The organism is Sinorhizobium arboris LMG 14919 (assembly GCF_000427465.1).
In the GTDB taxonomy this organism is placed as follows: domain Bacteria; phylum Pseudomonadota; class Alphaproteobacteria; order Rhizobiales; family Rhizobiaceae; genus Sinorhizobium; species Sinorhizobium arboris.
The window spans coordinates 3,529,430-3,551,378 of sequence record NZ_ATYB01000014.1; the positions used below are offsets into that span (position 1 = coordinate 3,529,430).

At 63.8% G+C, this 21,949-nt stretch carries 22 protein-coding genes and 1 other RNA gene; 15 read left to right on the forward strand and 8 right to left on the reverse strand.

Going from position 1 to position 21,949, the window contains the following annotated elements; all coding sequences use genetic code 11:
• Nucleotides 1–10 precede the first annotated feature (10 nt).
• Nucleotides 11–280, reverse strand: coding sequence for a BON domain-containing protein (locus SINAR_RS0128145; RefSeq protein ID WP_028002186.1), 270 nt, complete (start codon nucleotides 278–280; stop codon nucleotides 11–13).
• Between the two features lie 204 nt (nucleotides 281–484).
• Between SINAR_RS0128145 and SINAR_RS0128150 the strand changes: the two genes are divergently transcribed.
• Nucleotides 485–1,429 carry an AEC family transporter gene (locus SINAR_RS0128150; RefSeq protein ID WP_028002187.1) on the forward strand — a complete coding sequence of 315 codons (945 nt, stop codon included), beginning with the start codon at nucleotides 485–487 and terminating at the stop codon, nucleotides 1,427–1,429.
• Between the two features lie 30 nt (nucleotides 1,430–1,459).
• Here the strand turns inward: SINAR_RS0128150 and SINAR_RS0128155 are convergent, their stop codons facing one another.
• Nucleotides 1,460–2,557 (reverse strand): branched-chain amino acid aminotransferase, encoded by a 1,098-nt coding sequence (locus tag SINAR_RS0128155; protein ID WP_028002188.1) that lies wholly within the window; start codon nucleotides 2,555–2,557, stop codon nucleotides 1,460–1,462.
• A gap of 218 nt (nucleotides 2,558–2,775) precedes the next feature.
• Nucleotides 2,776–3,498 carry a c-type cytochrome gene (locus SINAR_RS0128160; RefSeq protein ID WP_028002189.1) on the reverse strand — a complete coding sequence of 241 codons (723 nt, stop codon included), beginning with the start codon at nucleotides 3,496–3,498 and terminating at the stop codon, nucleotides 2,776–2,778.
• A 155-nt stretch (nucleotides 3,499–3,653) separates the two neighbouring features.
• Between SINAR_RS0128160 and SINAR_RS0128165 the strand changes: the two genes are divergently transcribed.
• The 3 genes from SINAR_RS0128165 to SINAR_RS1000000135860 all read left to right on the forward strand — a co-directional run bounded on the left by SINAR_RS0128165 (nucleotide 3,654) and on the right by SINAR_RS1000000135860 (nucleotide 5,594).
• Nucleotides 3,654–4,406, forward strand: coding sequence for a 3-deoxy-manno-octulosonate cytidylyltransferase (locus tag SINAR_RS0128165; protein ID WP_028002190.1), 753 nt, complete (start codon nucleotides 3,654–3,656; stop codon nucleotides 4,404–4,406).
• Between the two features lie 25 nt (nucleotides 4,407–4,431).
• Complete coding sequence (locus tag SINAR_RS0128170; protein WP_028002191.1) at nucleotides 4,432–5,286, forward strand: prephenate dehydratase; 855 nt, start codon at nucleotides 4,432–4,434, stop codon at nucleotides 5,284–5,286.
• 170 nt (nucleotides 5,287–5,456) lie between these two features.
• The gene (locus SINAR_RS1000000135860) at nucleotides 5,457–5,594 is read left to right on the forward strand and encodes a DUF1127 domain-containing protein (RefSeq protein ID WP_003533421.1); all 138 of its coding nucleotides are present in this window, start codon (nucleotides 5,457–5,459) and stop codon (nucleotides 5,592–5,594) included.
• 123 nt (nucleotides 5,595–5,717) lie between these two features.
• Here SINAR_RS1000000135860 and SINAR_RS0128180 read toward each other — a convergent pair whose 3' ends face one another.
• The 4 genes from SINAR_RS0128180 to SINAR_RS0128195 all read right to left on the reverse strand — a co-directional run bounded on the left by SINAR_RS0128180 (nucleotide 5,718) and on the right by SINAR_RS0128195 (nucleotide 8,308).
• Nucleotides 5,718–6,086, reverse strand: a complete 369-nt coding sequence (locus tag SINAR_RS0128180; RefSeq protein ID WP_028002192.1) for a VOC family protein — start codon at nucleotides 6,084–6,086, stop codon at nucleotides 5,718–5,720.
• 93 nt (nucleotides 6,087–6,179) lie between these two features.
• Nucleotides 6,180–6,872 carry a helix-turn-helix transcriptional regulator gene (locus SINAR_RS0128185; protein WP_028002193.1) on the reverse strand — a complete coding sequence of 231 codons (693 nt, stop codon included), beginning with the start codon at nucleotides 6,870–6,872 and terminating at the stop codon, nucleotides 6,180–6,182.
• Nucleotides 6,873–6,878: 6 nt separating this feature from the next.
• Nucleotides 6,879–7,859 (reverse strand): NAD(+) diphosphatase, encoded by a 981-nt coding sequence (gene nudC, locus SINAR_RS0128190; RefSeq protein WP_028002194.1) that lies wholly within the window; start codon nucleotides 7,857–7,859, stop codon nucleotides 6,879–6,881.
• A 2-nt stretch (nucleotides 7,860–7,861) separates the two neighbouring features.
• On the reverse strand, nucleotides 7,862–8,308 hold the full coding sequence (locus SINAR_RS0128195) for an HIT domain-containing protein (RefSeq protein WP_028002195.1): 447 nt from the start codon (nucleotides 8,306–8,308) through the stop codon (nucleotides 7,862–7,864).
• A gap of 64 nt (nucleotides 8,309–8,372) precedes the next feature.
• On the opposite strand from SINAR_RS0128195, the gene ffs reads away from it, so the two are divergent.
• The 6 genes from ffs (at nucleotide 8,373) to SINAR_RS0128220 (ending at nucleotide 13,639) form a co-directional block, all read left to right on the forward strand.
• Nucleotides 8,373–8,470: signal recognition particle sRNA small type (gene ffs / locus SINAR_RS1000000135865), an RNA gene on the forward strand.
• Nucleotides 8,471–8,541: 71 nt separating this feature from the next.
• The gene (locus SINAR_RS0128200; RefSeq protein WP_028002196.1) at nucleotides 8,542–10,413 is read left to right on the forward strand and encodes a DNA polymerase III subunit gamma/tau; all 1,872 of its coding nucleotides are present in this window, start codon (nucleotides 8,542–8,544) and stop codon (nucleotides 10,411–10,413) included.
• A gap of 156 nt (nucleotides 10,414–10,569) precedes the next feature.
• Nucleotides 10,570–10,893 (forward strand): YbaB/EbfC family nucleoid-associated protein, encoded by a 324-nt coding sequence (locus SINAR_RS0128205; RefSeq protein WP_003533413.1) that lies wholly within the window; start codon nucleotides 10,570–10,572, stop codon nucleotides 10,891–10,893.
• A gap of 157 nt (nucleotides 10,894–11,050) precedes the next feature.
• Nucleotides 11,051–11,662, forward strand: a complete 612-nt coding sequence (locus SINAR_RS0128210; RefSeq protein ID WP_028002197.1) for a LysE family translocator — start codon at nucleotides 11,051–11,053, stop codon at nucleotides 11,660–11,662.
• Between the two features lie 50 nt (nucleotides 11,663–11,712).
• Nucleotides 11,713–12,318, forward strand: a complete 606-nt coding sequence (gene recR, locus SINAR_RS0128215; RefSeq protein WP_028002198.1) for a recombination mediator RecR — start codon at nucleotides 11,713–11,715, stop codon at nucleotides 12,316–12,318.
• A 10-nt stretch (nucleotides 12,319–12,328) separates the two neighbouring features.
• Entirely contained in the window at nucleotides 12,329–13,639 is a 1,311-nt protein-coding gene (locus SINAR_RS0128220) for a lytic murein transglycosylase (protein WP_234710643.1), read from the forward strand.
• Nucleotides 13,640–13,747: 108 nt separating this feature from the next.
• Here SINAR_RS0128220 and SINAR_RS0128225 read toward each other — a convergent pair whose 3' ends face one another.
• Entirely contained in the window at nucleotides 13,748–15,400 is a 1,653-nt protein-coding gene (locus SINAR_RS0128225; RefSeq protein WP_050577561.1) for an MFS transporter, read from the reverse strand.
• A gap of 214 nt (nucleotides 15,401–15,614) precedes the next feature.
• Here SINAR_RS0128225 and rimP point away from each other — a divergent pair, with 214 nt between their 5' ends.
• The 5 genes from rimP to rbfA all read left to right on the forward strand — a co-directional run bounded on the left by rimP (nucleotide 15,615) and on the right by rbfA (nucleotide 21,947).
• Complete coding sequence (gene rimP, locus SINAR_RS0128230) at nucleotides 15,615–16,232, forward strand: ribosome maturation factor RimP (RefSeq protein ID WP_028002201.1); 618 nt, start codon at nucleotides 15,615–15,617, stop codon at nucleotides 16,230–16,232.
• Between the two features lie 45 nt (nucleotides 16,233–16,277).
• Nucleotides 16,278–17,906, forward strand: a complete 1,629-nt coding sequence (nusA, locus tag SINAR_RS0128235) for a transcription termination factor NusA (RefSeq protein WP_028002202.1) — start codon at nucleotides 16,278–16,280, stop codon at nucleotides 17,904–17,906.
• Nucleotides 17,907–17,911: 5 nt separating this feature from the next.
• Nucleotides 17,912–18,604: an RNA-binding protein gene (locus SINAR_RS0128240; protein WP_028002203.1), complete on the forward strand. Its 693-nt coding sequence runs from the start codon at nucleotides 17,912–17,914 to the stop codon at nucleotides 18,602–18,604.
• Nucleotides 18,605–18,709: 105 nt separating this feature from the next.
• The gene (gene infB, locus SINAR_RS0128245; RefSeq protein ID WP_028002204.1) at nucleotides 18,710–21,382 is read left to right on the forward strand and encodes a translation initiation factor IF-2; all 2,673 of its coding nucleotides are present in this window, start codon (nucleotides 18,710–18,712) and stop codon (nucleotides 21,380–21,382) included.
• 157 nt (nucleotides 21,383–21,539) lie between these two features.
• Complete coding sequence (rbfA, locus tag SINAR_RS0128250) at nucleotides 21,540–21,947, forward strand: 30S ribosome-binding factor RbfA (protein WP_028002205.1); 408 nt, start codon at nucleotides 21,540–21,542, stop codon at nucleotides 21,945–21,947.
• Nucleotides 21,948–21,949: the final 2 nt, after the last annotated feature.

Sequence of the window (21,949 nt, forward strand, 5' to 3'; positions counted from 1 at the left end):
AGAGGCGGCTTCAATCTTCACCCTCCCGTGCCGCCAACCTGTTCTCGACGACGGAAACGCCGATGACCGAGGCGGCGGCCTCGCCGGCGGAGGCGATGTCCGCCTCGCTTCCGACCGTTCCGGAGAGCACGACGACGTTGCCCAAGGCGATCACCTCCATATCGCTCGTGTCGATGGAGGTTGCGTAGCGAAGGAAGTGCAGAACCTTCTCCGCCAGCTCGTCGTCTGTCAGATGAGGATCGTCGTCCCTATGCGAGTAAATCGGGTGTTCGCTGGGCATTACTGGTGTTTCCGTCTTTGAACGCAACGCTTGGCGACACCGGAATGTTCCAGTTACGCACGGGCCGCGCTTGCGCTGATTCATCTGTTATTGCTGCATGTTGGCTTGTCTCGGTCTCGATTCAAGAAGACCGGCAGCAATGTCCCTCCCTTGCCTCTTTGGCGCGAACGGGTCTATGGCTTCTACACCCATCAAGGCTCTTCCATGTCCGACGTCTTCCTGAACGTTCTACCCATCTTCGTCCTGATCCTGACCGGCTGGCTCATCGTCCGGCTCGGCTATCTGAAACCATCCGTCGGCGAGGCGCTGGGCGATTTCGTCTTCCGTGTCGCCGTGCCGGTGCTCCTCTTCCGCACCATCGCAGAGGCGGACTTCAAGGAAGGGTCGCCCTGGCCGCTCTGGGTCGCCTATTTCTCCGGCGTCGCGGTGACCTGGGCCATGGGCCATCTGGCCGCGACTCTTGCCTTCGGCCGGGACGCGCGCATGGGCGTGCTTGCGGGCGTTTCGTCGGCCTTCGCCAATACCGTGTTTATCGGCCTTCCCCTGGTTTCCCGCCTTGTCGGCGAAGACGGTATCGTTGCCCTGTCGATTCTGCTTTCCGTCCACCTGCCCGTGATGATGATCGCCGGAACGGTGATGATGGAGCGCGCGGAGCGCAAGACGACGGGCATGCCGGGGCAGGGGATCTGGAAACTCATGGGCGGGGTTGCCCGCAATCTCGTCCGCAACCCGCTCGTGATCGGCCTTGCCTTCGGCGCGCTCTTCCATCTCCTCGGACAGCCGCTCGGCGGACCGGCGAAGATCGTCGTCGATCAGCTTGCGGGCGTGGCAGCGCCGGCAGCGCTCGTCTCGATCGGCATGGCGCTCGACAAATACGGCCTTGCCGGCAACACCGGGCTTGCGGCCGTGACGAGTACGCTCAAGCTTCTCGTGCTGCCGGGCGCCGTATTTACCGCCTGCCACCTGTTAGGACTGAGCGACAGCTGGACCGCGGCGCTGGTGCTGACCTCGTCTGTCCCGACGGGCGTCAACGCCTGGCTGATCGCCAACCACTTCAATGTCGGGCATGCGCTCGCCTCTTCGACGATCACGCTGACCACCGTGCTCGGCGTCATCAGCGTGTCGGTATGGGCCTATCTGCTGATGTGACGGGGCGGCATTCCTCACCGAAGGCGGCGCTCAGAACAGCCGGTCGAGCCAGCCATGCGGGTCCGGTGCGCGGCCGTTCTGGATGTCGAGCAAGGCCGCTTTCAGGCGGCTTGCAATCGGTCCGGCTCCGCCGTCGCCTATGGTAAAGCTGTGCTCGCGACCCTTGACTTTGCCGATCGGGGTCACGACCGCGGCGGTCCCGCAGGCGAAGGCCTCGGTAAGCCGGCCGCTTTCCGCATCCGCCTGCCATTGATCGATGGCATAGGGCTCTTCGCGCACGGTGAGCCCCATATCGCGGGCGAGCGTTATCAGCGAATCGCGCGTGATGCCTGGCAGGATGGTGCCCGTCAGCGGCGGCGTCTGCAGCGAGCCGTCGCGGAACACGAAGAAGACGTTCATGCCGCCGAGCTCCTCGACGAAGCGGCGTTCCACTGCGTCGAGGAATACCACCTGTTCGCAACCCTCCTGCATCGCCTCCGCCTGCGCCGAAAGGCTTGCGGCATAGTTGCCGCCGCACTTCGCCTCGCCGGTGCCGCCGGGCGCTGCCCGCGTGTAGTTCTCGGACACCCATATGGTTACGGCCGGCGCGCCGCCCTTGAAGTAGGAGCCGACCGAGGAAGCGATGACGCAGTAGAGGTACTCGGCCGACGGTTTCACCCCGAGGAGCACTTCCGTGGCAATCATGAAGGGGCGGAGATAGAGCGCGGCTCCTTCACCGGCAGGTATCCAGTCTCGGTCGACGCGCACCAGTTCGCGCACGGACTGAACGAAGAGCTCCTCCGGGAGCGGCGCCATGGCGAGCCGAAGAGCGGAGTTGCGGAAACGGCGCGCATTGGCGTCGGGCCGAAACAGCGTGGCGCCGCCGTCGGGCAGGCGATAGGCCTTCATGCCCTCGAAGATCTCCTGGGCGTAGTGCAGAACGAGGGTCGAGGGATCGAGATCGAAGCCTTTTCGCGGGCCGATCTTCGCGTCGTGCCAGCCGCGGACCTCCGAATAGCGGATCGTCACCATGTGATCGGTGAACACGCGCCCGAAGCCCGGATTCGTCAGGAGCGCCTCGCGCTCGCTGGTCGCCATCGGGTTCGGGTTTTGCTCGAACAGGAAAGTCTGCTCACCGCTACCGGTCATCTGTCGTCTGCTCCTTCGCTCCGAGCGGATGCGCCGCTCGCCATTTCACAAGAGGGTTTATGCTGGATGGCTCGGGCCATTCTATATCATGACGCAGCCAAGCTCATCACAGAACCACGCAGGCGCGTCCAGCGTCGCCCGCCTGCGGAATGTGAAAAACCCGGCCGATCGACCGGGTTCTATCAGAAAGGTTGGAAGGTTCGCCTACCGGCCGCAAATCAGTTCGCCGGAGCCGGCGCCGGAGCACCTGCCTGGCCGGCCGGAGCCTCTTCCGCAGGAGCCGCACCCGTTTCAGCGGGAGCCGCTTCGCCTGTTGCGGGTGCCGGAGCTTGACCTTCCTGGGCCGGCTGGCCCTCGGCGGGCGCCGCTTCGGTCGTACCGGTCGCGCCGGCGTCCGGCAGCGGGGCCGGGCTGTCCGCCTGCTCACGCAGCCAGGCGATCAGGTTGGCGCGTTCGTCGACCTTCTTGAGGCCGGCGAAGCCCATGGCCGTTCCCGGCACGTGCTTCTTCGGCGCTTCGAGGAAGTAGCTCAGATGATCGTAGTCCCACACGACCTTGCCGCCTTCCGCGAAGGTCTGCATGCCGGCGGAATAGCTGAAGCCCTCATGCGAGGCGACGGGCCGGTTGACGATATCCCAGAGATTCGGGCCGACCTTGTTCGGTCCGCCCTTCTCCACGGTGTGACAGCTTGCACATTTCTTGAACACGGCCTCGCCGGCGGACGCGTCTGCACTTGCGAGCAGCGGTCCGATCGGCTCGGACTTCGCTTCCTCGCCGCCGGCAGCACCCGCTTCGCCGCCCGTTTCCTCGGCCACGATCGCGAAACCTTCCTTCTCGGGAGCTTCGGAATGGAAAATGCCTTCCGACGCGATTGAGACGGTCATCAGCACGAAGACCGTACCCAACAAGGCACCCACACCCATGTTCACATATGGATTCATCTGCAAACGCTCCCTTAGCCACCGGCACAAACAAAAAACCGGCCCATCTTGAAATCGCGCGGAACCTATGTCTTTTGGCTCTGCGTTGCAACAGAGATTATCAACCCCGGAGTGAGACGTTTTGACACTTTCTCCGGGTTTTTGAAGGCCGGACGATGAATCGTGAACAATCGGGCAAAACCCTGGTACTCATTCCGGCGCGCATGGCGTCGACGCGACTGCCCGGCAAGCCGCTTGCCGACATTTGCGGACTGCCGATGATCGTGCAGGTGGCAAGGCGGGCGGCGGAGGCGGAGGTCGGGCGGATCGTGGTGGCCGTCGATCATCCCGATGTCTTCGCGGCCGTGACCGGCGCCGGCTTCGAGGCGATCATGACGCGCGTCGATCACCAGTCGGGCTCCGACCGGATCCACGAGGCGCTCCTGAAGGCCGATCCGCGTGGCGAAGCGGAGATCGTCATCAACGTGCAGGGCGATCTTCCGACCATCGAGCCCGGTCCGATTCGTGCGGCGCTGAAGCCCCTGGAAAATCCCTCGACCGACATCGCCACACTGACCGTAGCGATCACCGACGAACACGAGAAGACCAATCCCAACGTCGTCAAGGTTGTCGGCTCGCCGCTTTCCGAAAGCCGCTTTCGCGCGCTCTATTTCACGCGCGCGACCGCGCCCTATGGCGAAGGCCCCCTCTACCACCACATCGGACTCTACGCTTATCGTCGTCAGGCGCTGGAAACGTTCGTTTCGCTGAAGCCGTCGGCGCTGGAGAAGCGCGAATCACTGGAGCAGTTGCGGGCGCTCGAAGCGGGCATGCGCATAGATGTCGAGATTGTCGAGTCGGTGCCGCTCGGCGTCGACACGCCCGCCGATCTCGACAAGGCCCGCCGTATCCTTTCGGCCCGGGCCTGACATTCCGACATCAAGGGGACCTGACGTGACAGCCAAGACCAACCGGATTTCCTTCCAGGGCGACTACGGCGCCAATTCCGACATGGCCTGCCGCGACATGTTTCCGTCGATGGAGCCGCTGCCGTGCCAGACCTTCGAGGACGCCTTCCTGGCGGTGGAAAACGGCGAGGCCGATCTCGCCATGATCCCGATCGAGAACACGATCGCCGGGCGTGTCGCCGACATCCATCACCTCCTGCCGGAATCGCGCCTGCATATCGTCGGCGAATATTTCATGCCGATCCGCTTCCAGCTGATGGTTCTGCCCGGCGTCCGGCGCGACGAGATCCGTACCGTGCACAGCCATATCCACGCGCTCGGTCAGTGCCGCAAGATCGTGCGTGCCAACGGTTGGAAACCCGTGGTCGCAGGCGATACGGCCGGCGCCGCCAAGCTCGTCCAGGAGACCGGCGACCGTTCCATGGCGGCGCTTGCTCCGCGCCTTGCCGCCGATCTCTATGGTCTCGACATCATCGCCGAGAACGTCGAGGACACCGACAGCAACGTCACGCGCTTCGTCGTGCTGTCCAGAGAGGAGAGCAGGGTCGCCCGCACCTCGAAGGACGAACTGATCATCACGACCTTCGTCTTCAACGTGCGCAATATCCCGGCGGCGCTCTACAAGGCGATGGGCGGTTTCGCGACGAACGGCATCAATATGACCAAGCTCGAGAGCTACCAGCTCGGCGGCAAGTTCGTGGCGACCCAGTTCTACGCGGACATCGAGGGGCATCCGGACGATACAGGCGTGCGCCACGCGATGGACGAGCTGCGCTTTTTCTCGGAAAACGTGCGCATCCTCGGCACCTATCCGGCGCATCCGATGCGCGGCGTGCTCTGACCACGCGGTTCGGCTTCGGCCGACCCGCCTCGCCTTCGGGGCGGCACAAGAAAATGGCAAAACTCGTTAACCGGCTACGCGCCCAGCGCATGCCTAATTTGCAATCATGGAACTACTTAAATCTTAGGCAAATGCCTATTTAGCTCTCGTACAAAGAAGGAGCTAAAAAGATGAAAATCCGTCAGAAGATTACGGAATACGTAAAGATGCGCCGTGCGGTCCGCGAGCTGAACGCCCTCGACGATCACGCCCTGAGCGATATCGGTATTTCCCGTTCCCAGATTCAGGCTGCCGTTTACGGCCGCTAATACCGGGATGACCACGCGCCGTATTCGACCGCGCGACATCCGAAGTCTTCCACACCCCGCCTCCGTGCGGGGTGTGAGCGTTTTATACGCACGGTTGCTTACGGGCGTTCAACGTTTCTCACGCTATTCGTCGTAAAGGCAGACACGCAGGCGATGCCCGTCCGGATCGAGTGCGACGAAGGTCGGCCCGAAATCCATCCGTGTCAGATCCTGGGCGATAGGCAGGCCCATTGCGCGCCATTCCTCATAACGCGCACGCACGGCCTCTTCCCCTTTTACCATGAAGGCGATTTCGGCTCGGCTGCTGTCACCGATAGGCTGAGGCTGCACTTTCTCCGTTGCCCACAAGCCGAGAACGAAGCCGTCCTGCACCTCGAAGGATGAGAAAGTCGGGAAGGTGGCGGTCGGCTCCTGGCCCAGAAGCTTCCTGTAGAATTCGACGCTGGCCGGTGGGTCCATGACGTAGAGGACTATGAGATTGGGTGTTGCCATGATGGTCTCCTGGTTTCGAGACCTGAAGGTTAGCCCAGCCTGCTGCCAGTTTTTGTCAGCAGTCTACGGGGCCGCCAAAGAAATTTCCCCCTGTCAGATGCCGGCGGGATCGACGCCGTTCACGGCGCGCCAGTCCTTGAGCAGGGCTTGGCGGCGGCGCGGATAGCGATTGTGGAGCATCGCCGCTTCCGCAATCCGGTCCGTCCGGAAATGGCGGAAATCCTGCCTCAGCTCGCACCAGGCCGCGAGCACCCGGACGTCTTCGAAGAAACCAAGCGCGAAGGGCCAGACCGTCCGGCGGCTGTCGCGGCCGTCATTGTCGAGATAGCGCAGTTCCAGCTTTTGTTCGCTGCGGATCGCTTTGCGCAAGAGACTGAGGTCGATCGTTTCGGCACCCGGCTTTCGCGGGCCTACCAGAAGGGTCGAATGCTCGAGTTTCTCTTTCAGGTCCGCCGGCAGCACCGAGCCGATCTTTGCCAGCGCGTCGGCGGCTGCGGTCGCGAGCCTTGCATCGCCGCGATTGGCGACCCAGCGTGAACCCAGCACCAGCGCCTCGATCTCCTCCTCGGAAAACATCATAGGGGGAAGCATGAAGCCGGGCCTGAGCACGTAGCCGACGCCGGGCTCGCCTTCTATATGCGCGCCCCGGGCCTGCAGGCTGGCTATGTCCCGGTAGAGGGTTCTGAGACTGACGCCGGTTTCCTCGGCTAGCCGCCGGCCGCTGACCGGCTGGCGATAACGCCTCAGCACCTGCATGAGATCGAGCAGGCGTTCCGATCGGGACATGGCACCTCAGCTGCGCTCGGGCCAGGCGAGCCAGTCGCGCATGAGCTGGTGCGCAATGGCGCCCTTCGGCGGCGGAATGTGCTCGTCTCCCGTGTCGGCGACGCCCGTTGCGCGCTCCAGCATCGCTTCTGTTTCGGCCCGCGTGAACCAGCGGACGTCTTCCAGCTCCTGTTCGTCGCGCTTGATAGTGGTCGACTTCGCTTCCGCATAGCAGCCGATCATCAGCGAATGGGGGAGCGGCCAGGGCTGCGACGCATGATAGCGCACCCGGCCTATGCGAATGCCGGACTCCTCGAGCGTTTCCCGCCGCACCGCGCTTTCGATCGTCTCGCCCGGCTCGACGAAGCCGGCAAGGCAGGAATACATGCCTGCCGTGAAATGCGGGCTGCGGCCGAGCAGGCATTGATCGCGCTCGAGGTCGATCGTCAGCATGATGACGACCGGGTCGGTACGCGGGAAGACCATGTGACCGCAGGCCGTACAGATGCGCCGGTAGCCGCCGGCCGCACCGTCCATCGGGCCGCCGCAGCGGCCGCAGAATCGGTTGTTGGCGTTCCAGACGATCAGGCTCGAGGCTTGCGCGAATTGGCCCAACAGGTTTTCCGGCAGCATCTGCTGGCGATAGAGCATGCGGGCGTCGGCGATTTTGAACGGCTCCGGTACCGTCTCCTCCGTCAGTCCAGAAGGCACGGCAAGACGCGGCTCGCCGTTGGGCAGGAAGCCGAGCAGGATCGCGTCGTCCATGGTAGGCTCGAGGCCCGCCAGTTCATAGGGCGCGAAAAGCGGATCGATGATCTTCTCGTCATGTTTGACGATCAGCTTCGCTCCGGAAAAAGCCAGGAAATGCGCGCCCGGATGCTTGAGCGCCGCCTCGACGCAGTCGTCGGGCCGATGCTCGGACCGGCGATCCAGATGGTTCTCTGCGAAGGCGACGAGCGTGCTCGGCTCCGGGTGTGGGCTGTGAAGATCGAATATCGTTTTCGTCATGCTCAGAGATTTTCCATGATGCTTGCTGCGAATGTCCTATGCTCCTCCTCGGGCCACGGCTCGGCCTTGCCGAAACCCCAGACCGGACCCGGCCAGTTCGGATCGCCTTCGCGACGGGCGACTATATGCACGTGAAGCTGCCGGACGATATTGCCGAGCGCGCCGATATTGATCTTCTCGGCGCCGGTCGCCTTCTTCAGGGCGGCCGCCACCAGATTGGTCTCGAAAGTGAGCATCGCCTGGTCGAGCGGCGTCAGCTCGAAGACCTCCGACACGTCGGCGCGTTGGGGCACGAGGATCAGCCACGGCCAGCGGCGATCGTTCATCAGCCGCAGCTGGCAAAGCCCGAGCGTGTCAATCGGGATGCCGTCGCGCTCAAGTCGCTCGTCAAGCATGAAGGTCGTCAAGAAAATCTCCTCGGCATCAAACGGATTCCCCTTCTTTTGCATATCGATACCAGTTTTTTGAAGGCTTGGCTTGCATTTGCTGCGGATATTGCCGATATGAGGGCCGGGAGGTTGGTGGTGGACGAGCCACTCGCCAACCGGGTCAGGTCCGGAAGGAAGCAGCCCTAACGAGCCCCGGCACGGGTCACCGTGCCAGCCTCCCACCTTCTCCGTCCTGTCGGGACACCACCTTCTTCGTCCCTGTCGGGACAAGAGTTCGAACAGCGGCAGGCTCGATGAGCGACGAAGCGCCCACTTCATCCCCGAATTTACCCGTCGAGAAACCGGCCGCCTACCGCGTTCTGGCGCGCAAATACCGCCCCAGGGACTTCTCCGACCTGATGGTCGGCCAGGAGCCGATGGTGCGCACGCTTACCAACGCCTTCGAAACCGGCCGCATCGCCCAGGCCTATATGCTGACCGGCGTGCGCGGCGTCGGCAAGACGACGACGGCGCGCATTCTGGCGCGGGCGCTTAACTACAAGACGGCCGAGATCGACAAGCCCACCATCGACCTGCGCATCCCCGGCGAACATTGCCAGGCGATCATGGACGGCCGCCATGTCGACGTGATCGAGATGGATGCCGCCTCGCATACCGGTATCGACGATATCCGTGAGATCATCGAGCAGGTACGCTATCGACCGGTCTCCGCGCGCTACAAAGTCTATATCATTGACGAAGTGCACATGCTCTCGACGCAAGCCTTCAACGGCCTGTTGAAGACGCTCGAGGAGCCGCCGGAGCATGTGAAGTTCATCTTCGCGACGACCGAAATCCGTAAGGTTCCGGTTACCGTTCTGTCGCGCTGCCAGCGCTTCGATCTCCGGCGCATCGGCGCCTCCGATCTGGTCGGCCTCTTCTCGACCATTCTCGGCAAGGAGGGTGTATCCTTCGATCCCGAGGCGCTGGCGATGGTGGCGCGGGCAGCGGAAGGCTCGGCGCGCGACGGTCTGTCGCTGCTCGATCAGGCGATCGCCCACGGCGGCGGTTCGGTCGAGGCCGACACAGTTCGCTCGATGCTCGGCCTGGCCGACCGGGCGCGCATCGTCGATCTCTTCGAACGCATCATCAAGGGCGATGTCGCCGGTGCGCTTCACGAATTCGCCGTCCAGTACGACGCCGGCGCCAACCCGATCGTGGTTCTCACCGACCTCGCCGACTTCACCCATCTGGTGACAAGGCTGAAATACGTGCCGGAGGCGGTCAACGACCAGTCGCTGAGCGAGGTCGAGCGCACGCGCGGGGCCGAATTCGCCGGCAGCGTTGCAGTCACGACGCTTTCGCGCATCTGGCAGATGCTGCTCAAGGGCATTCCCGAGGCGGAGAGCTCGGCGCGTCCCGCTGGTGCTGCCGAGATGGTGCTGATCAGACTGGCCCACGCGGCCCATCTGCCTTCGCCCGAAGAGGCCGCGCGCCGGCTCCTCGATCTTTCGGGGGGCGAAGGCGGAGGGCGTCCCGCGCCGAGTGGCGGTGGCGGTGGCGCGCAGGCGCTTGCAAGCGCGCCCGTCGAGGCGCGCGCTATGGAGACGGCAGTCTCGCGTCCCGGCGGCAATGGCGCGACCATGCTGCGGGCCGTGCCGAGCTCCGCGCCAGAACCGATCGGCATCGGCCGTATCGAAGACCGGCCGAATCCGAGCGCCGCTGCCAAACCCGAACCGAAGGTTCCGGTCAACTCCATCGGCGATATCGCCGATCTCTGCGCCAAGAATCGCGACATCAAGCTGAAGACGATGGTGCGCGGTTTCTTGAGGCTCGTGCATATCGAGCCGGGGCGGCTCGATGTCAATCTGCCCGACGACGCACCGAAGACCCTGCTGAACGAGCTCGCGGTCAAGCTCAAGGAGTGGACGGGCATTCACTGGGTCGTGAGCTACAGCCGGGAGCAGGGCGAGCCGACGCTGATCGAGGCCGAGCAGCGCGCCCAGGAGCAGCGCGTCAACGATGCGCGCGAGGACCCCGACGTCGCTGCCATTCTTGCGCGCTTTCCAGGTGCCAGGATCACCGACGTGCGCATCCGCGTTGCGGAAGAGGAGGTCGAGTCCCTCGCTCCGGCCACGGCCGAATCCGAGGACGGCGACATCGTCCCGGGCGACGATATCGAATAGGCGCGCATCGCACGGAAGCGACGCTTTGGAGCATTTTCAGGGAGAGGGTGTAACGGTTTCCCCCCGGAAGTGCGTTGTGCCAGACACTTGGATGGTTTCACCATTCGAGGAACGGTGAAACGATCGGAACGAGATACCAGAGAACAGGAGACGATGATGCGCGACATCATGGGCATGATGGGCAAGGTCAAGGAAATGCAGGCCAAGATGGAGAAGATGCAGGCGGAGATCGCCGCACTCGAAATCGACGGCACCTCCGGCGGCGGCCTCGTCACAGTCCGCCTCGACGGCAAGGGCCACATGAAGAGCCTGAAGGTCGATCCCTCGCTCTTCAAGGAAGACGATGTCGAAATCCTCGAAGACCTGATCGTCGCGGCCCATAAGGATGCCAAGGACAAGGCCGAAGCGGTGCAGGCGGAAAAGACCCGCGAGCTGACAGCCGGCCTGCCGATCCCTCCGGGCATGAAGCTGCCGTTCTGAGCGTCATTGAGGATCCGAGGGGGAGTCGATACGTCCCCCGACGTCAGCCGGTCCGATTTGAAGGCTTTGTGATTTCCAGCTCAGGACATCTGCAAGCCCCTGGCAACGACTGAAAAGCGTGCTACGTTGCCGGCCGTTTTCCCGAGGAGGAAATGCCATGACCGTCGCATCGCTGCTCGTTTTCGCCGGGGCGCTGCTGATAGCTGCCGGGTCGCCGGGGCCGAGCATCGCAGCGCTCGTCGCCCGCGTGCTCAGCAAAGGTGCGCGTGATGTGCTGCCTTTCCTCGCCGCCATGTGGATCGGCGAGGCGGTCTGGCTCTCCTTCGCAGTGGCCGGTCTTGCGGCGATCGCCGAGACGTTCCATTGGATGTTCATGGCAATCAAATGGGCGGGCGTCGGCTATCTCCTCTTCCTCGCCTGGAAGATGTGGTCGGCCGAGCCGCAAACGCCGGGCGAAAGCCTGCCGGAATCGCGGTCTGCATCGAAGATGTTCTTCGCCGGGCTGACGGTTACGCTCGGCAATCCGAAGATCATGATGTTCTATGTCGCATTGCTGCCCTCGATCATCGACCTCGGCTCGGTCGGCCTCTTCGGCTGGGCCGAGCTGGTCGCTACCATGTTCGTCGTGCTTGTCGTCATCGATCTCGCCTGGGTGCTGATGGCGGCAAAGGCGCGGCAGTTCCTGCGAAGCCGCCGCGCGGTCCGGATCGTCAACCGTGCCAGTGCGGGCACGATGGCCGGCGCGGCGGTGGCTATCGCCACGCGCTGAGCCGTACGATTCCGTTTGGCGACGATATGCGCTTGGGCTAAAAGCCCGGCATGGCAAAGCGAGTCACCGGTCCCGAAATCGAAAAGCTCATCCAGCTCCTGGCGAAGGTCCCGGGCCTCGGGCCCCGTTCCGCCCGCCGCGCGGCGCTGCATCTCGTCAAGAAGAAGGAGCAGCTGCTCGGACCCCTTGCCGAGGCCATGGGGGAGGCTCACCGCAAAGTCAGGGTCTGCTCCTGCTGCGGCAATGTCGATACCATCGATCCCTGCACGGTCTGCACCGACGAGCGGCGCGACCAGGCGGTGATCATCGTGGTTGAGGACGTCGCCGATCTCTGGGCGCTGGAGCGCGCCGGGGCCATGAACGCGGCCTATCACGTGCTCGGCGGAACGCTGTCGCCGCTCGACGGCATCGGACCGGACGATCTGAACATAAGGGGCCTTGTCGACCGCGTCGCCAAGGGGGATGTGCGTGAACTGATCATCGCCGTCAATGCGACCGTCGAGGGCCAGACGACGGCGCATTACATCACCGATCAGCTCGAAGGCATGGAGGTGAGGATCACACGCCTCGCCCATGGCGTGCCCGTCGGCGGCGAGCTCGACTATCTCGACGAGGGAACGCTGGCCGCCGCGCTCAGGGCAAGAACGACGATTTGAAGGGATGCCGATGCGTTTGAAGCCTCGTATTCGCTCGTGGTTTGCAGATCTTCGTACAGGGGCTACCGCCAACGGGGGGAGCTACCGCACGCGCTTGATCGCCACGCTTGCTGTGTTCTTCGCACTCCACCTTCCCGCTCACGCCGCTACCAAGGCCGACGTCGAAGCGCAGTTCCGCCAATGGCTCCAAGACGATCTCTGGCCGGAGGCGCAGAGGGCGGGCATATCGACCGCGGCCTTCAAAGCGGCCGTCGGGGGCGTCAAGCTCGATTGGGACCTGCCCGATCTGGCCCCGCCCGGCTTCCCGAAACCGAAGCAGCGCAAGCAGAGCCAGGCCGAGTTTTCCGCCCCTGGGCATTATTTCTCGGAAAAGCGCCTGCAGGGTCTTGCGGCTACGGGCCGCAGCCTCGCCTCGGCCCACGCCTCGACCTTGAAGCGCATCGAGAGGACTTATGGTGTTCCCGGTCCGATCGTCCTGGCCATCTGGGGCAAGGAATCCGGCTTCGGTCGGGCGAAGATCCCGCATCCGATCATGGATGTGCTGGCGACCAAGGCTTTCATGTCGACGCGGCCGGAGCTTTTCCGGCGCGAGCTGATCGCGGCGCTGCATATACTCGACAGCGGGGACGTCGAGGAGGCGGAAATGCGCGGCTCCTGGGCCGGCGCCATGGGCCAGCCGCAGTTCCTGCCTTCGAGCTTTCTGAAATATGCCGTCGACTTCGACGGCGACGGCCGCCGCGACATCTGGAACTCCGTGCCCGACAGCCTCGCTTCCATCGCGAACTATCTGGCGCAGAAGGGCTGGCTGAGCGGGCGCGACTGGGGTTTCGAGGTCGCGATCCCGGCGGGCGTCTCCTGTGCCCAGGAGGGCCCGGATCTCGCCCGCCCGATCGCCGAATGGGCCGGCATGGGCATCGGCCGCGTTTCAGGCAAGGCCTTCCCGGCGGCAGAACGTCAGTCCGCAGGCATGATGCTTGTCCCGGCGGGAACCCACGGACCGCAATTCATCGTCACGCCGAATTTCTACGTGATCAAGGAATACAACAATTCCGATCTCTATGCGCTCTACATCGGCAATCTCGCCGATCGCATCGCATCCGGCGGAGGCGCTTTCCGGAGCAAATGGGGCGATGTCGGTGGCATGCTGCGATCCGATGTGCTTGGCATGCAGAAGGCGCTGGTTGCGAAGGGCTACGACGTCGGCAAGGCCGACGGACTGCCGGGTTACAAGACGCGCCGCTCGCTTGGCGACTGGCAGGCGAAGAGCGGTCTCAAACCGACCTGCTTTCCCGATCCGTCGCTGAAGGCGAAGCTGCGGTGATCTTCGGTTGCGTGCGCGTGCCTGCGCCCCTCATCGGCCTGCCGGCACCTTCTTCTCCCCGCACGCGGGAAGAGGGGTAGGGTGAGGGGCTGATCACGCCGACCTCACTCAATGCATCTCGACGGATCGCTTGTAGCGCTCGTAATGGCCGGGAACGATCGTCTGCCGTTCGATCATGCGATGGACGCGCGGCGGGTTCGGGCCGCTATGGAGCGAGGTCAGCTTGTCGCCGACGGCCGCGTCGGCCTGAGTGCGCCGCTGGTTATGGCGGACATATTCGATCCAGGTCGGCACGTGGTAGGTCTCGGTCCAGGTAGTCGGGTTTTCGAGGTCGCGCATCAATGCCCAGTGCCCGGCTCCGTCGCGGATGCGAATGCGGCGCCGCTCCGCCATCGTCTTCAGGAATTCGGGGATGTCCTGATCGGCGATTTCATAGTCGATCATAACGACGATCGGGCCGCTGCGCGGTTTCAGGTCGAGCTCAAGCAGCGGTTCGTTGAAGCGGTTCAGGGGATCGAGATTCAGCGACGTGAATTCCGGCAGGGCGAAGCGTAAACCGATCGCCGCCCCCGCAAGCATCAGAATACAGGAGCCGATAAGAGCGTTGGCAGCGCCGTATTGTTCGGCGGTGACGCCCCAGAGCCAGCTGCCGCCGGCGATCCCGCCGAAGGTCATCGTCTGGTAGAGCGAAAGCGCCCGGCCGACCACCCAGCGCGGGGTCGAGAGCTGTACCGTCGTATTGAAGAGCGACAGCGCCAGCACCCAGCAGGCACCGGAAACGGCGAGCACGAGACAGGTTAGCCAAGCCTGCGAGCTGAGGGCCGTGACCAGCGCGCTGAAGGCGAAGCCGGCGAAGGCATAACGCACGATCGCCTCGCTCGTGAGGAACTCCCTCAGCCTTGCGCTCAGGAGCGCGCCGCCGATCGCGCCGAGGCCGAAGGCGCCGAGCATGACGCCGTAGGTGAGCGGCCCGCCGCCGACAAGGTCCCGCGCAACCAGCGGCAGAAGCGCGAGGATCGCGCTTGCCGACAGGCCGAAGGCGAAGCCGCGTACGAGCACCTTGCCGATATTGGGCGACATCGCCACATAGCGCAGCCCGGCAGAAACCGCGCGCCCGAGCGTCTCGCGCGGCAGCCGGTTTTCCGCTGCGGCCGGTTTCCACCGGGCGAGCGCGAAAAGGATCGCGAAATAGCTGAGCGTGTTGGCCGCGAAAGCGGCCGCCGCACCCGCAGCCGCCACGATCGCGCCGCCGATCGCCGGGCCCACGCTGCGGGTGATGTTGAAGCCCATGCTGTTCAGCGCAACCGCCGCCGGCAGATCGTCGCGTGGAACCATATCGCCGACCGAGGCCTGCCAGGACGGATTGTTGAGGGCCGTGCCGCAGCCGAGAAGAAAGGTGAAGATGAGCAGGAGCCAAGGGGTCACCAGCCCGAAATAGGCGCAGACGGTGAGCAGCGCCGACACCGCGAGCATGAAGCTCTGCGCGACCAGCATGATCCGCCGCCGGTCGAAATTGTCGGCAAGCGCGCCGGAAACCAGCGAGAAGAGCATGATCGGCAGCGAGGTCGACGCCTGCACCAGCGCCACCATGTTGACCGATTGCGAAATGGAGGTCATGAGCCAGGCCGCACCCACGGCTTGAATCAGGCCGCCGAAATTGGAGGCCAGGCTCGCGATCCAGATGGTGCGGAAAATGTCGTGCCTGAAGGGCGCCAATGGCGAGATGCGGTTCGTCACCTCTGATCTCTTTCGGTTGATCATGATGTGGATTGCATCGTTATAAACGTCGAATCGCGATGCGCCAGCCGCTGAAACTTGCGATCGGGCCGAAAGGTCCGATCCCGCACCTTCGCGACCCTTGCAATTTCCGGCAATGAAGCGTATATGAGCGTCAAATTCTTGATCGGTTAGATGAAGAGTGGGGCCGTGAGGACCCGCTCTTTTTTATTAGCCGTTCCGACGAGGAGAGGATCGTTTGTCCGATACGACAACGGCTGACAATGCGAATGAACCCCGGCTGATTACCGAAACCGGCCTCGACCGGCGTGTTGCCGACATCATCGAGCCGGTGCTGGTGGATGTGGGATTCCGCCTGGTGCGCGTGCGCATGTCGGGCCAGAATGGCCTGACGCTGCAGATCATGACCGAACGCAACGACGGCACCATGACCGTCGAGGATTGCGAGGAGGTCTCCAAGGCGATCTCGCCGGTTCTCGATGTGGAAGATCCGATCGACAAGGCGTATCATCTCGAGGTGTCATCGCCGGGTATCGATCGACCAATGGTGCGCAGGTCCGACTTTATCCGCTGGCAGGGCCACCTGGTGAAGTGCGAGACGTCGGTCATGGTCGAAGGGCGCAAGCGCTTCCGCGGCAAGATCGTGGCGGTGGACGAGGATGGTTTCCGCCTCGAACGCGACCAGCCGGCCTATGGCGAAGAGGCGGCCGTCACGATCCCGTTCACGGCCCTTTCGGAGGCGCGGCTGATCCTTACGGACGAGCTCATCCGCGACGCGCTGACGGCCGACAAGAAGGCGAAGGCCGCGCGCGCCGCCAACGAAAATTTCGAAGACGAAGACACAGACAACGAATAAGGCTGGGTGCGCTTTCGGTGCGCCTGCAACAGACGGAGACAAGACATGGCAGTCAGTGCTAACCGGCTCGAACTTCTGCAGATCGCAGATGCTGTGGCACGCGAAAAGGTGATCGACCGCGAGATCGTTCTGGCCGCGATGGCGGATGCGATCCAGAAGGCGGCTCGTTCGCGCTACGGTTCGGAATCGAACATCCGCGCCGACATCAACCCGAAGACCGGTGAGATCCGTCTCCAGCGCCTCCTGGAAGTGGTCGAGCACGCCGAGGATTATTCGACTCAGATCCCGATCGAGCTTGCCCGCGACCGCAATCCCGATGCGAAACTCGGCGATTTCATCGCCGATCCGCTGCCGCCCATGGACTTCGGCCGCATTGCCGCACAGTCCGCCAAGCAGGTCATCGTGCAGAAGGTGCGCGAAGCCGAGCGTGACCGCCAGTACGAGGAATTCAAGGATCGTGTCGGCGAAATTGTCAACGGCACCGTCAAGCGCGTCGAATACGGCAATGTCATCGTCGATCTCGGCCGTGGCGAAGGCATCATCCGGCGCGACGAGATGATTCCGCGTGAGAACATGCGCTATGGCGACCGTGTCCGCGCCTTCGTCTATGACGTCCGCCGCGAGCAGCGCGGGCCGCAGATCTTCCTGTCGCGCACCCACCCGCAGTTCATGGTGAAGCTCTTCACGATGGAGGTGCCGGAAATCTATGACGGCATCATCCAGATCAAGTCGGTTGCCCGTGATCCGGGCTCGCGCGCCAAGATCGCCGTCGTCTCCAACGACTCGTCGATCGATCCGGTCGGCGCCTGCGTCGGTATGCGCGGCTCGCGCGTGCAGGCCGTGGTCGGCGAACTCCAGGGCGAGAAGATCGACATCATTCCCTGGTCGCCGGATCCGGCATCCTTCATCGTCAACGCGCTGCAGCCGGCGGAAGTGGCCAAGGTGGTCCTCGACGAGGATGCGGAACGCATCGAGGTCGTGGTTCCGGACGAGCAGCTTTCGCTCGCCATCGGCCGCCGCGGTCAGAACGTCCGCCTCGCCTCGCAGCTGACCGGCTGGGACATCGACATCCTCACCGAGCAGGAGGAGAGCGAGCGCCGTCAGAAGGAATTCAACGAGCGTACCCAGCTCTTCATGGAGGCTCTGGACGTCGACGAGATGGTTGGTCAGGTGCTCGCCTCCGAAGGCTTTGCCCAGGTCGAAGAGCTCGCCTATGTCGAACTCGACGAAATCTCCTCGATCGAAGGCTTCGACGAGGACACGGCTAACGAGCTCCAGACCCGCGCCCGCGAATATCTCGAAAAGATCGAGGCGGAGATGGATGCCAAGCGCAGGGAGCTCGGCGTTTCCGACGAGCTGCGGGCGATCGATGGCCTCACCAGCCAGATGCTGGTCGCTCTCGGCGAAGAGGGGATCAAGACGATTGAGGACTTTGCCGGCTGTGCCGCCGACGACCTCGTCGGCTGGACCGAGCGCAAGGACGGCGAGACGAAGCGCTTCGAGGGAATCTTCTCGAAGTTCGAGGTCACTCGCGAAGAGGCCGAGGCGATGATCGTGCAGGCACGTCTCGCCGCGGGCTGGATCACCGAAGAGGATCTGGTCAAGGAGCAGGAGGAGCAGCAGGAGCAGGATGAGACGATCGAAGTCGCCGAAGGCGCGGATCAGGACGCCTGATCGCGATGATCGTCGAGATCGATGCCGACAGCCTCCCTGCGGACACGGGTCCGAAGGATCGGAACGGCAACAGCCGGACCTGTATCGTCACGCGCGAGAGCGGCTCTCCTGAAGAAATGATCCGCTTCGTTGCCGGACCCGGCGGTATCGTCGTTGCGGATCTGAAGCGGCAGCTTCCGGGGCGCGGATGTTGGGTCAGGGCCGAGCGGCAGCTCGTGGAAAAAGCGGTGGCGAAGAAGCTCTTCGCCCGCGCACTTCGCGCCGAAGTAAAGGCGGATGCCGGGCTCGCGGACGAGGTCGAGAGACTTCTCGCCGAGCAGCTCGCGGGCATGATGAACTTGGCGCGCAAGGCGGGCCAGTTCATCTCCGGTGCGACGAAGACGGAACAGGCGGTGCGCGGTCTTGCCGCGCTTGCCGTTTTTCATGCGATCGATGCGGCCGCAGATGGCGTCCGTAAGATCGATCAGGCTCGCAAGGCGATGAGCTTCGTCAGCGAGGACGAAACGGAAATACCCGCTTTCCGCCCCTTCACGGGGACGGAAATGGAGGGACTTTTGGGAAGTAATGCCTTTATCCATGCCGCAGCGCTTGCAGGGCAGGCAGGTGAAGGTGTAGTGAAGCGCGCAATCATGCTCGAAAAGTACCGAGGATCCGTCCCGGTCCGGGCCGAAGGCGGCGCTGGCAAGCCACAACAATGAAGCGCGTCACCGGCAGAGGCCGGCATAGCGAGCATTGTTTGAGACAATTTGGAAGACAGGGTCAGGGGTTTCGTATCCGGCCCTGATCGCTAGGAACGGAACGGAATGACGGACAACAAAGACGACAAGACACTCAGCGTAGCGGGCAAGAAGACGCTGACCCTGAAGCCCTCCGGGGTGACGCAGGGTACGGTGCGTCAGGATATGGGCCGCGGTCGCACCAAGGCGGTCGTGGTCGAGACCAAGAGAACGCGAGGCCCGCTGAAGCACAAGGACGAACGCCCGATCACGCCGGTTGCCGCTACGCCTGCTGCCGCTCGCCCGGTCGAGCAGCGGCCGATGCCGCCGCAGCCCTCGGGTCGCCCGGCTCCCCAGCCGCAGCCGCATCAGCCGCGACAGGAACAGAATCGGCCCCGCGGCGGCGTGGTCCTGAACGATCTCTCTGCCGGTGAGATGGAAGCTCGCCGTCGCGCCCTGGCGGAAGCCCAGATTCGCGACGCCGAGGAAGCAAAGCGTCGCGCCGAGGACGAGGTGCGTCGCCGGCGCGAAGAAGAAGAGCGCCTCGCACGCGAGAAGGAAGAGGCCGCGCGCCGTGCCGCCGAAGAGGCCGCACGTCCGCCGGTAGAGGCTGAAAAGACCGAGGAGAAGGTCGAGGCTGCAACTCCCGCCGCTGGCGAACGTCGCGCCGAGACGCGTCCGCAGCCGGGACGTCCGGCTCCTGGTGCAGCGCCGGCGTCGCCGGACGGTGCAGCGCTTCGCGGCCGCCGCGGGACCGAGAGCGAGGAAGACGAACGCCGCCGCAGCGGTGCCGGTGCTCCCCGCGGCAAGGTCGTGCGTCCGGAGCCGGCCAAGCCCGCCCCCCGTGCAAAGGGTGACGAGGGCCGACGCCAGGGCAAGCTGACGCTTACGACGGCTGCCGCCGACGAGGATGGCAGCCAGCGCGGCCGTTCGCTTTCGGCGATGCGCCGCCGCCAGGAGAAGTTCAAGCGCAGCCAGATGCAGGAAACGCGCGAGAAGATCTCCCGCGAAGTCGTCCTGCCGGAGACCATCACGATTCAGGAACTGTCGCAGCGCATGTCCGAGCGTGCCGTGGACGTCATCAAGTTCCTGATGAAGGAAGGGCAGATGATGAAGCCGGGCGACCTGATCGACGCCGATCTCGCGGAACTCATCGCCGGCGAATTCGGCCATACGGTAAAGCGCGTCTCCGAGTCGGACGTCGAGGAAGGTATCTTCAACATCTCCGACGCGGACGTCGACATGGAGTCCCGGCCGCCGATCGTGACGATCATGGGCCACGTCGACCACGGCAAGACGTCGCTGCTAGACGCAATCCGCCACGCCAACGTGGTTGCCGGCGAGGCAGGCGGCATCACGCAGCATATCGGTGCCTACCAGGTCGAGCAGAACGGCCAGAAGATCACCTTTATCGACACGCCCGGCCACGCGGCCTTCACGGCCATGCGCGCCCGCGGCGCCCAGGCGACGGACATCGCCGTCCTCGTCGTCGCTGCGGACGACAGCGTGATGCCTCAGACGATCGAGTCGATCAACCATGCCAAGGCGGCCGGTGTTCCGATCATCGTGGCGATCAACAAGATCGACAAGCCGACCGCGAATCCGCAGAAGGTTCGCACCGAGCTGCTGCAGCACGAGGTCTTCGTCGAATCCATGGGCGGTGAGGTTCTCGACGTCGAGGTTTCGGCGAAGAACCAGACCAACCTCGACAAGCTGCTCGAGGCGATCCTGCTGCAGTCCGAAATCCTCGACCTCAAGGCCAATCCGAACCGGACGGCCGAGGGCACGGTGGTGGAAGCAGAACTCGACCGCGGCCGCGGTGCGGTGGCGACCGTCCTCGTACAGAAGGGCACGCTCACGCCCGGCCAGATCATCGTTGCGGGCGATCAGTGGGGCCGCGTGCGCGCACTGGTCAACGACAAGGGCGAGCATGTGAAGGCCGCCGGGCCGTCGACGCCGGTCGAGGTTCTCGGTCTCTCCGGAACGCCGGCTGCGGGCGATCGTTTCGCCGTCGTCGAGAGCGAGAGCCGGGCGCGCGAGATTTCTGAGTATCGTCAGCGGCTCGCCCGCGAGAAGGCGGTTGCCCGTCAGTCCGGTTCGCGCGGTTCGCTCGAGCAGATGATGAGCCAGCTCCAGACCTCCGGCGTCAAGGAGTTCCCCCTGGTCATCAAGGGCGATGTGCAGGGCTCCATCGAAGCGATTTCCGGCGCCCTTGAGAAACTCGGCACCGACGAAGTCAGGGCCCGCATCGTCCATTCGGGCGCCGGCGGCATCACCGAGTCGGACGTGTCTCTTGCGGAAGCTTCGAACGCAGCCATCATCGGCTTCAACGTCCGTGCCAATAAGCAGGCGCGGGATGCGTCCGAGCGTGCCGGCATCGAAATCCGCTACTACAACATCATCTACGACCTGGTGGATGACGTGAAGGCGGCGATGTCGGGTCTACTGTCGCCGGAGCGGCGCGAGACCTTCCTCGGCAATGCCGAAATCCTGGAGGTGTTCAACATCACCAAGGTCGGCAAGGTCGCGGGTTGCCGCGTCACCGAAGGCAAGGTCGAGCGTGGCGTCGGCGTCCGCCTGGTGCGCGACAACGTCGTCATTCACGAAGGCAAGCTCAAGACGCTCAAGCGCTTCAAGGACGAAGTCTCCGAGGTCCAGTCCGGTCAGGAATGCGGCATGGCCTTCGAGAACTACGAGGACATCCGTCCAGGCGACACGATCGAGTGCTTCCGCGTCGAACACGTCACGCGGACGCTCTAAATCGATCCGGCAGGATATTGGCGAGCGCCGGATCGGCTCCGGCGCTCGCTTTTTTTTGAGTGAGAAGCGCGCGACGCGCCTGCCTCTCGCATGTTGGAACCGATCGCGTTTCGAGGCGGCTTGATACCGCTCGATCGTCGTGATCCAGGGTAAAACGATGGCCAAAACCACATCCTCCGCTCCGTCCCAGCGCATGCTGCGCGTCGGCGAACAGGTGCGCGCAGCGATCACGCAGGTGCTGCAGCGCGGCGAAGTTCTCGATCCGCTTATCGAGAACACGGTAATTTCCATTTCCGAAGTGCGCATGTCTCCCGATCTGAAGATCGCCACCGCCTATGTGACTCCGCTCGGGGTCGCCGATCACGCGACGGTCATCGAGGCGCTCAACAGGCATGCGAAATTCATTCGCGGGCGGCTCGGTCCGCAACTGCGGCAGATGAAATATATGCCGGACGTCCGGTTCCGGGACGACACCAGCTTCGAAAACTACCAGAAGATCGACTCGCTGCTGCGCTCGCCGGAGGTCAGCCGCGACCTCGACCGCGACACCGACGACGAAGAATAAGC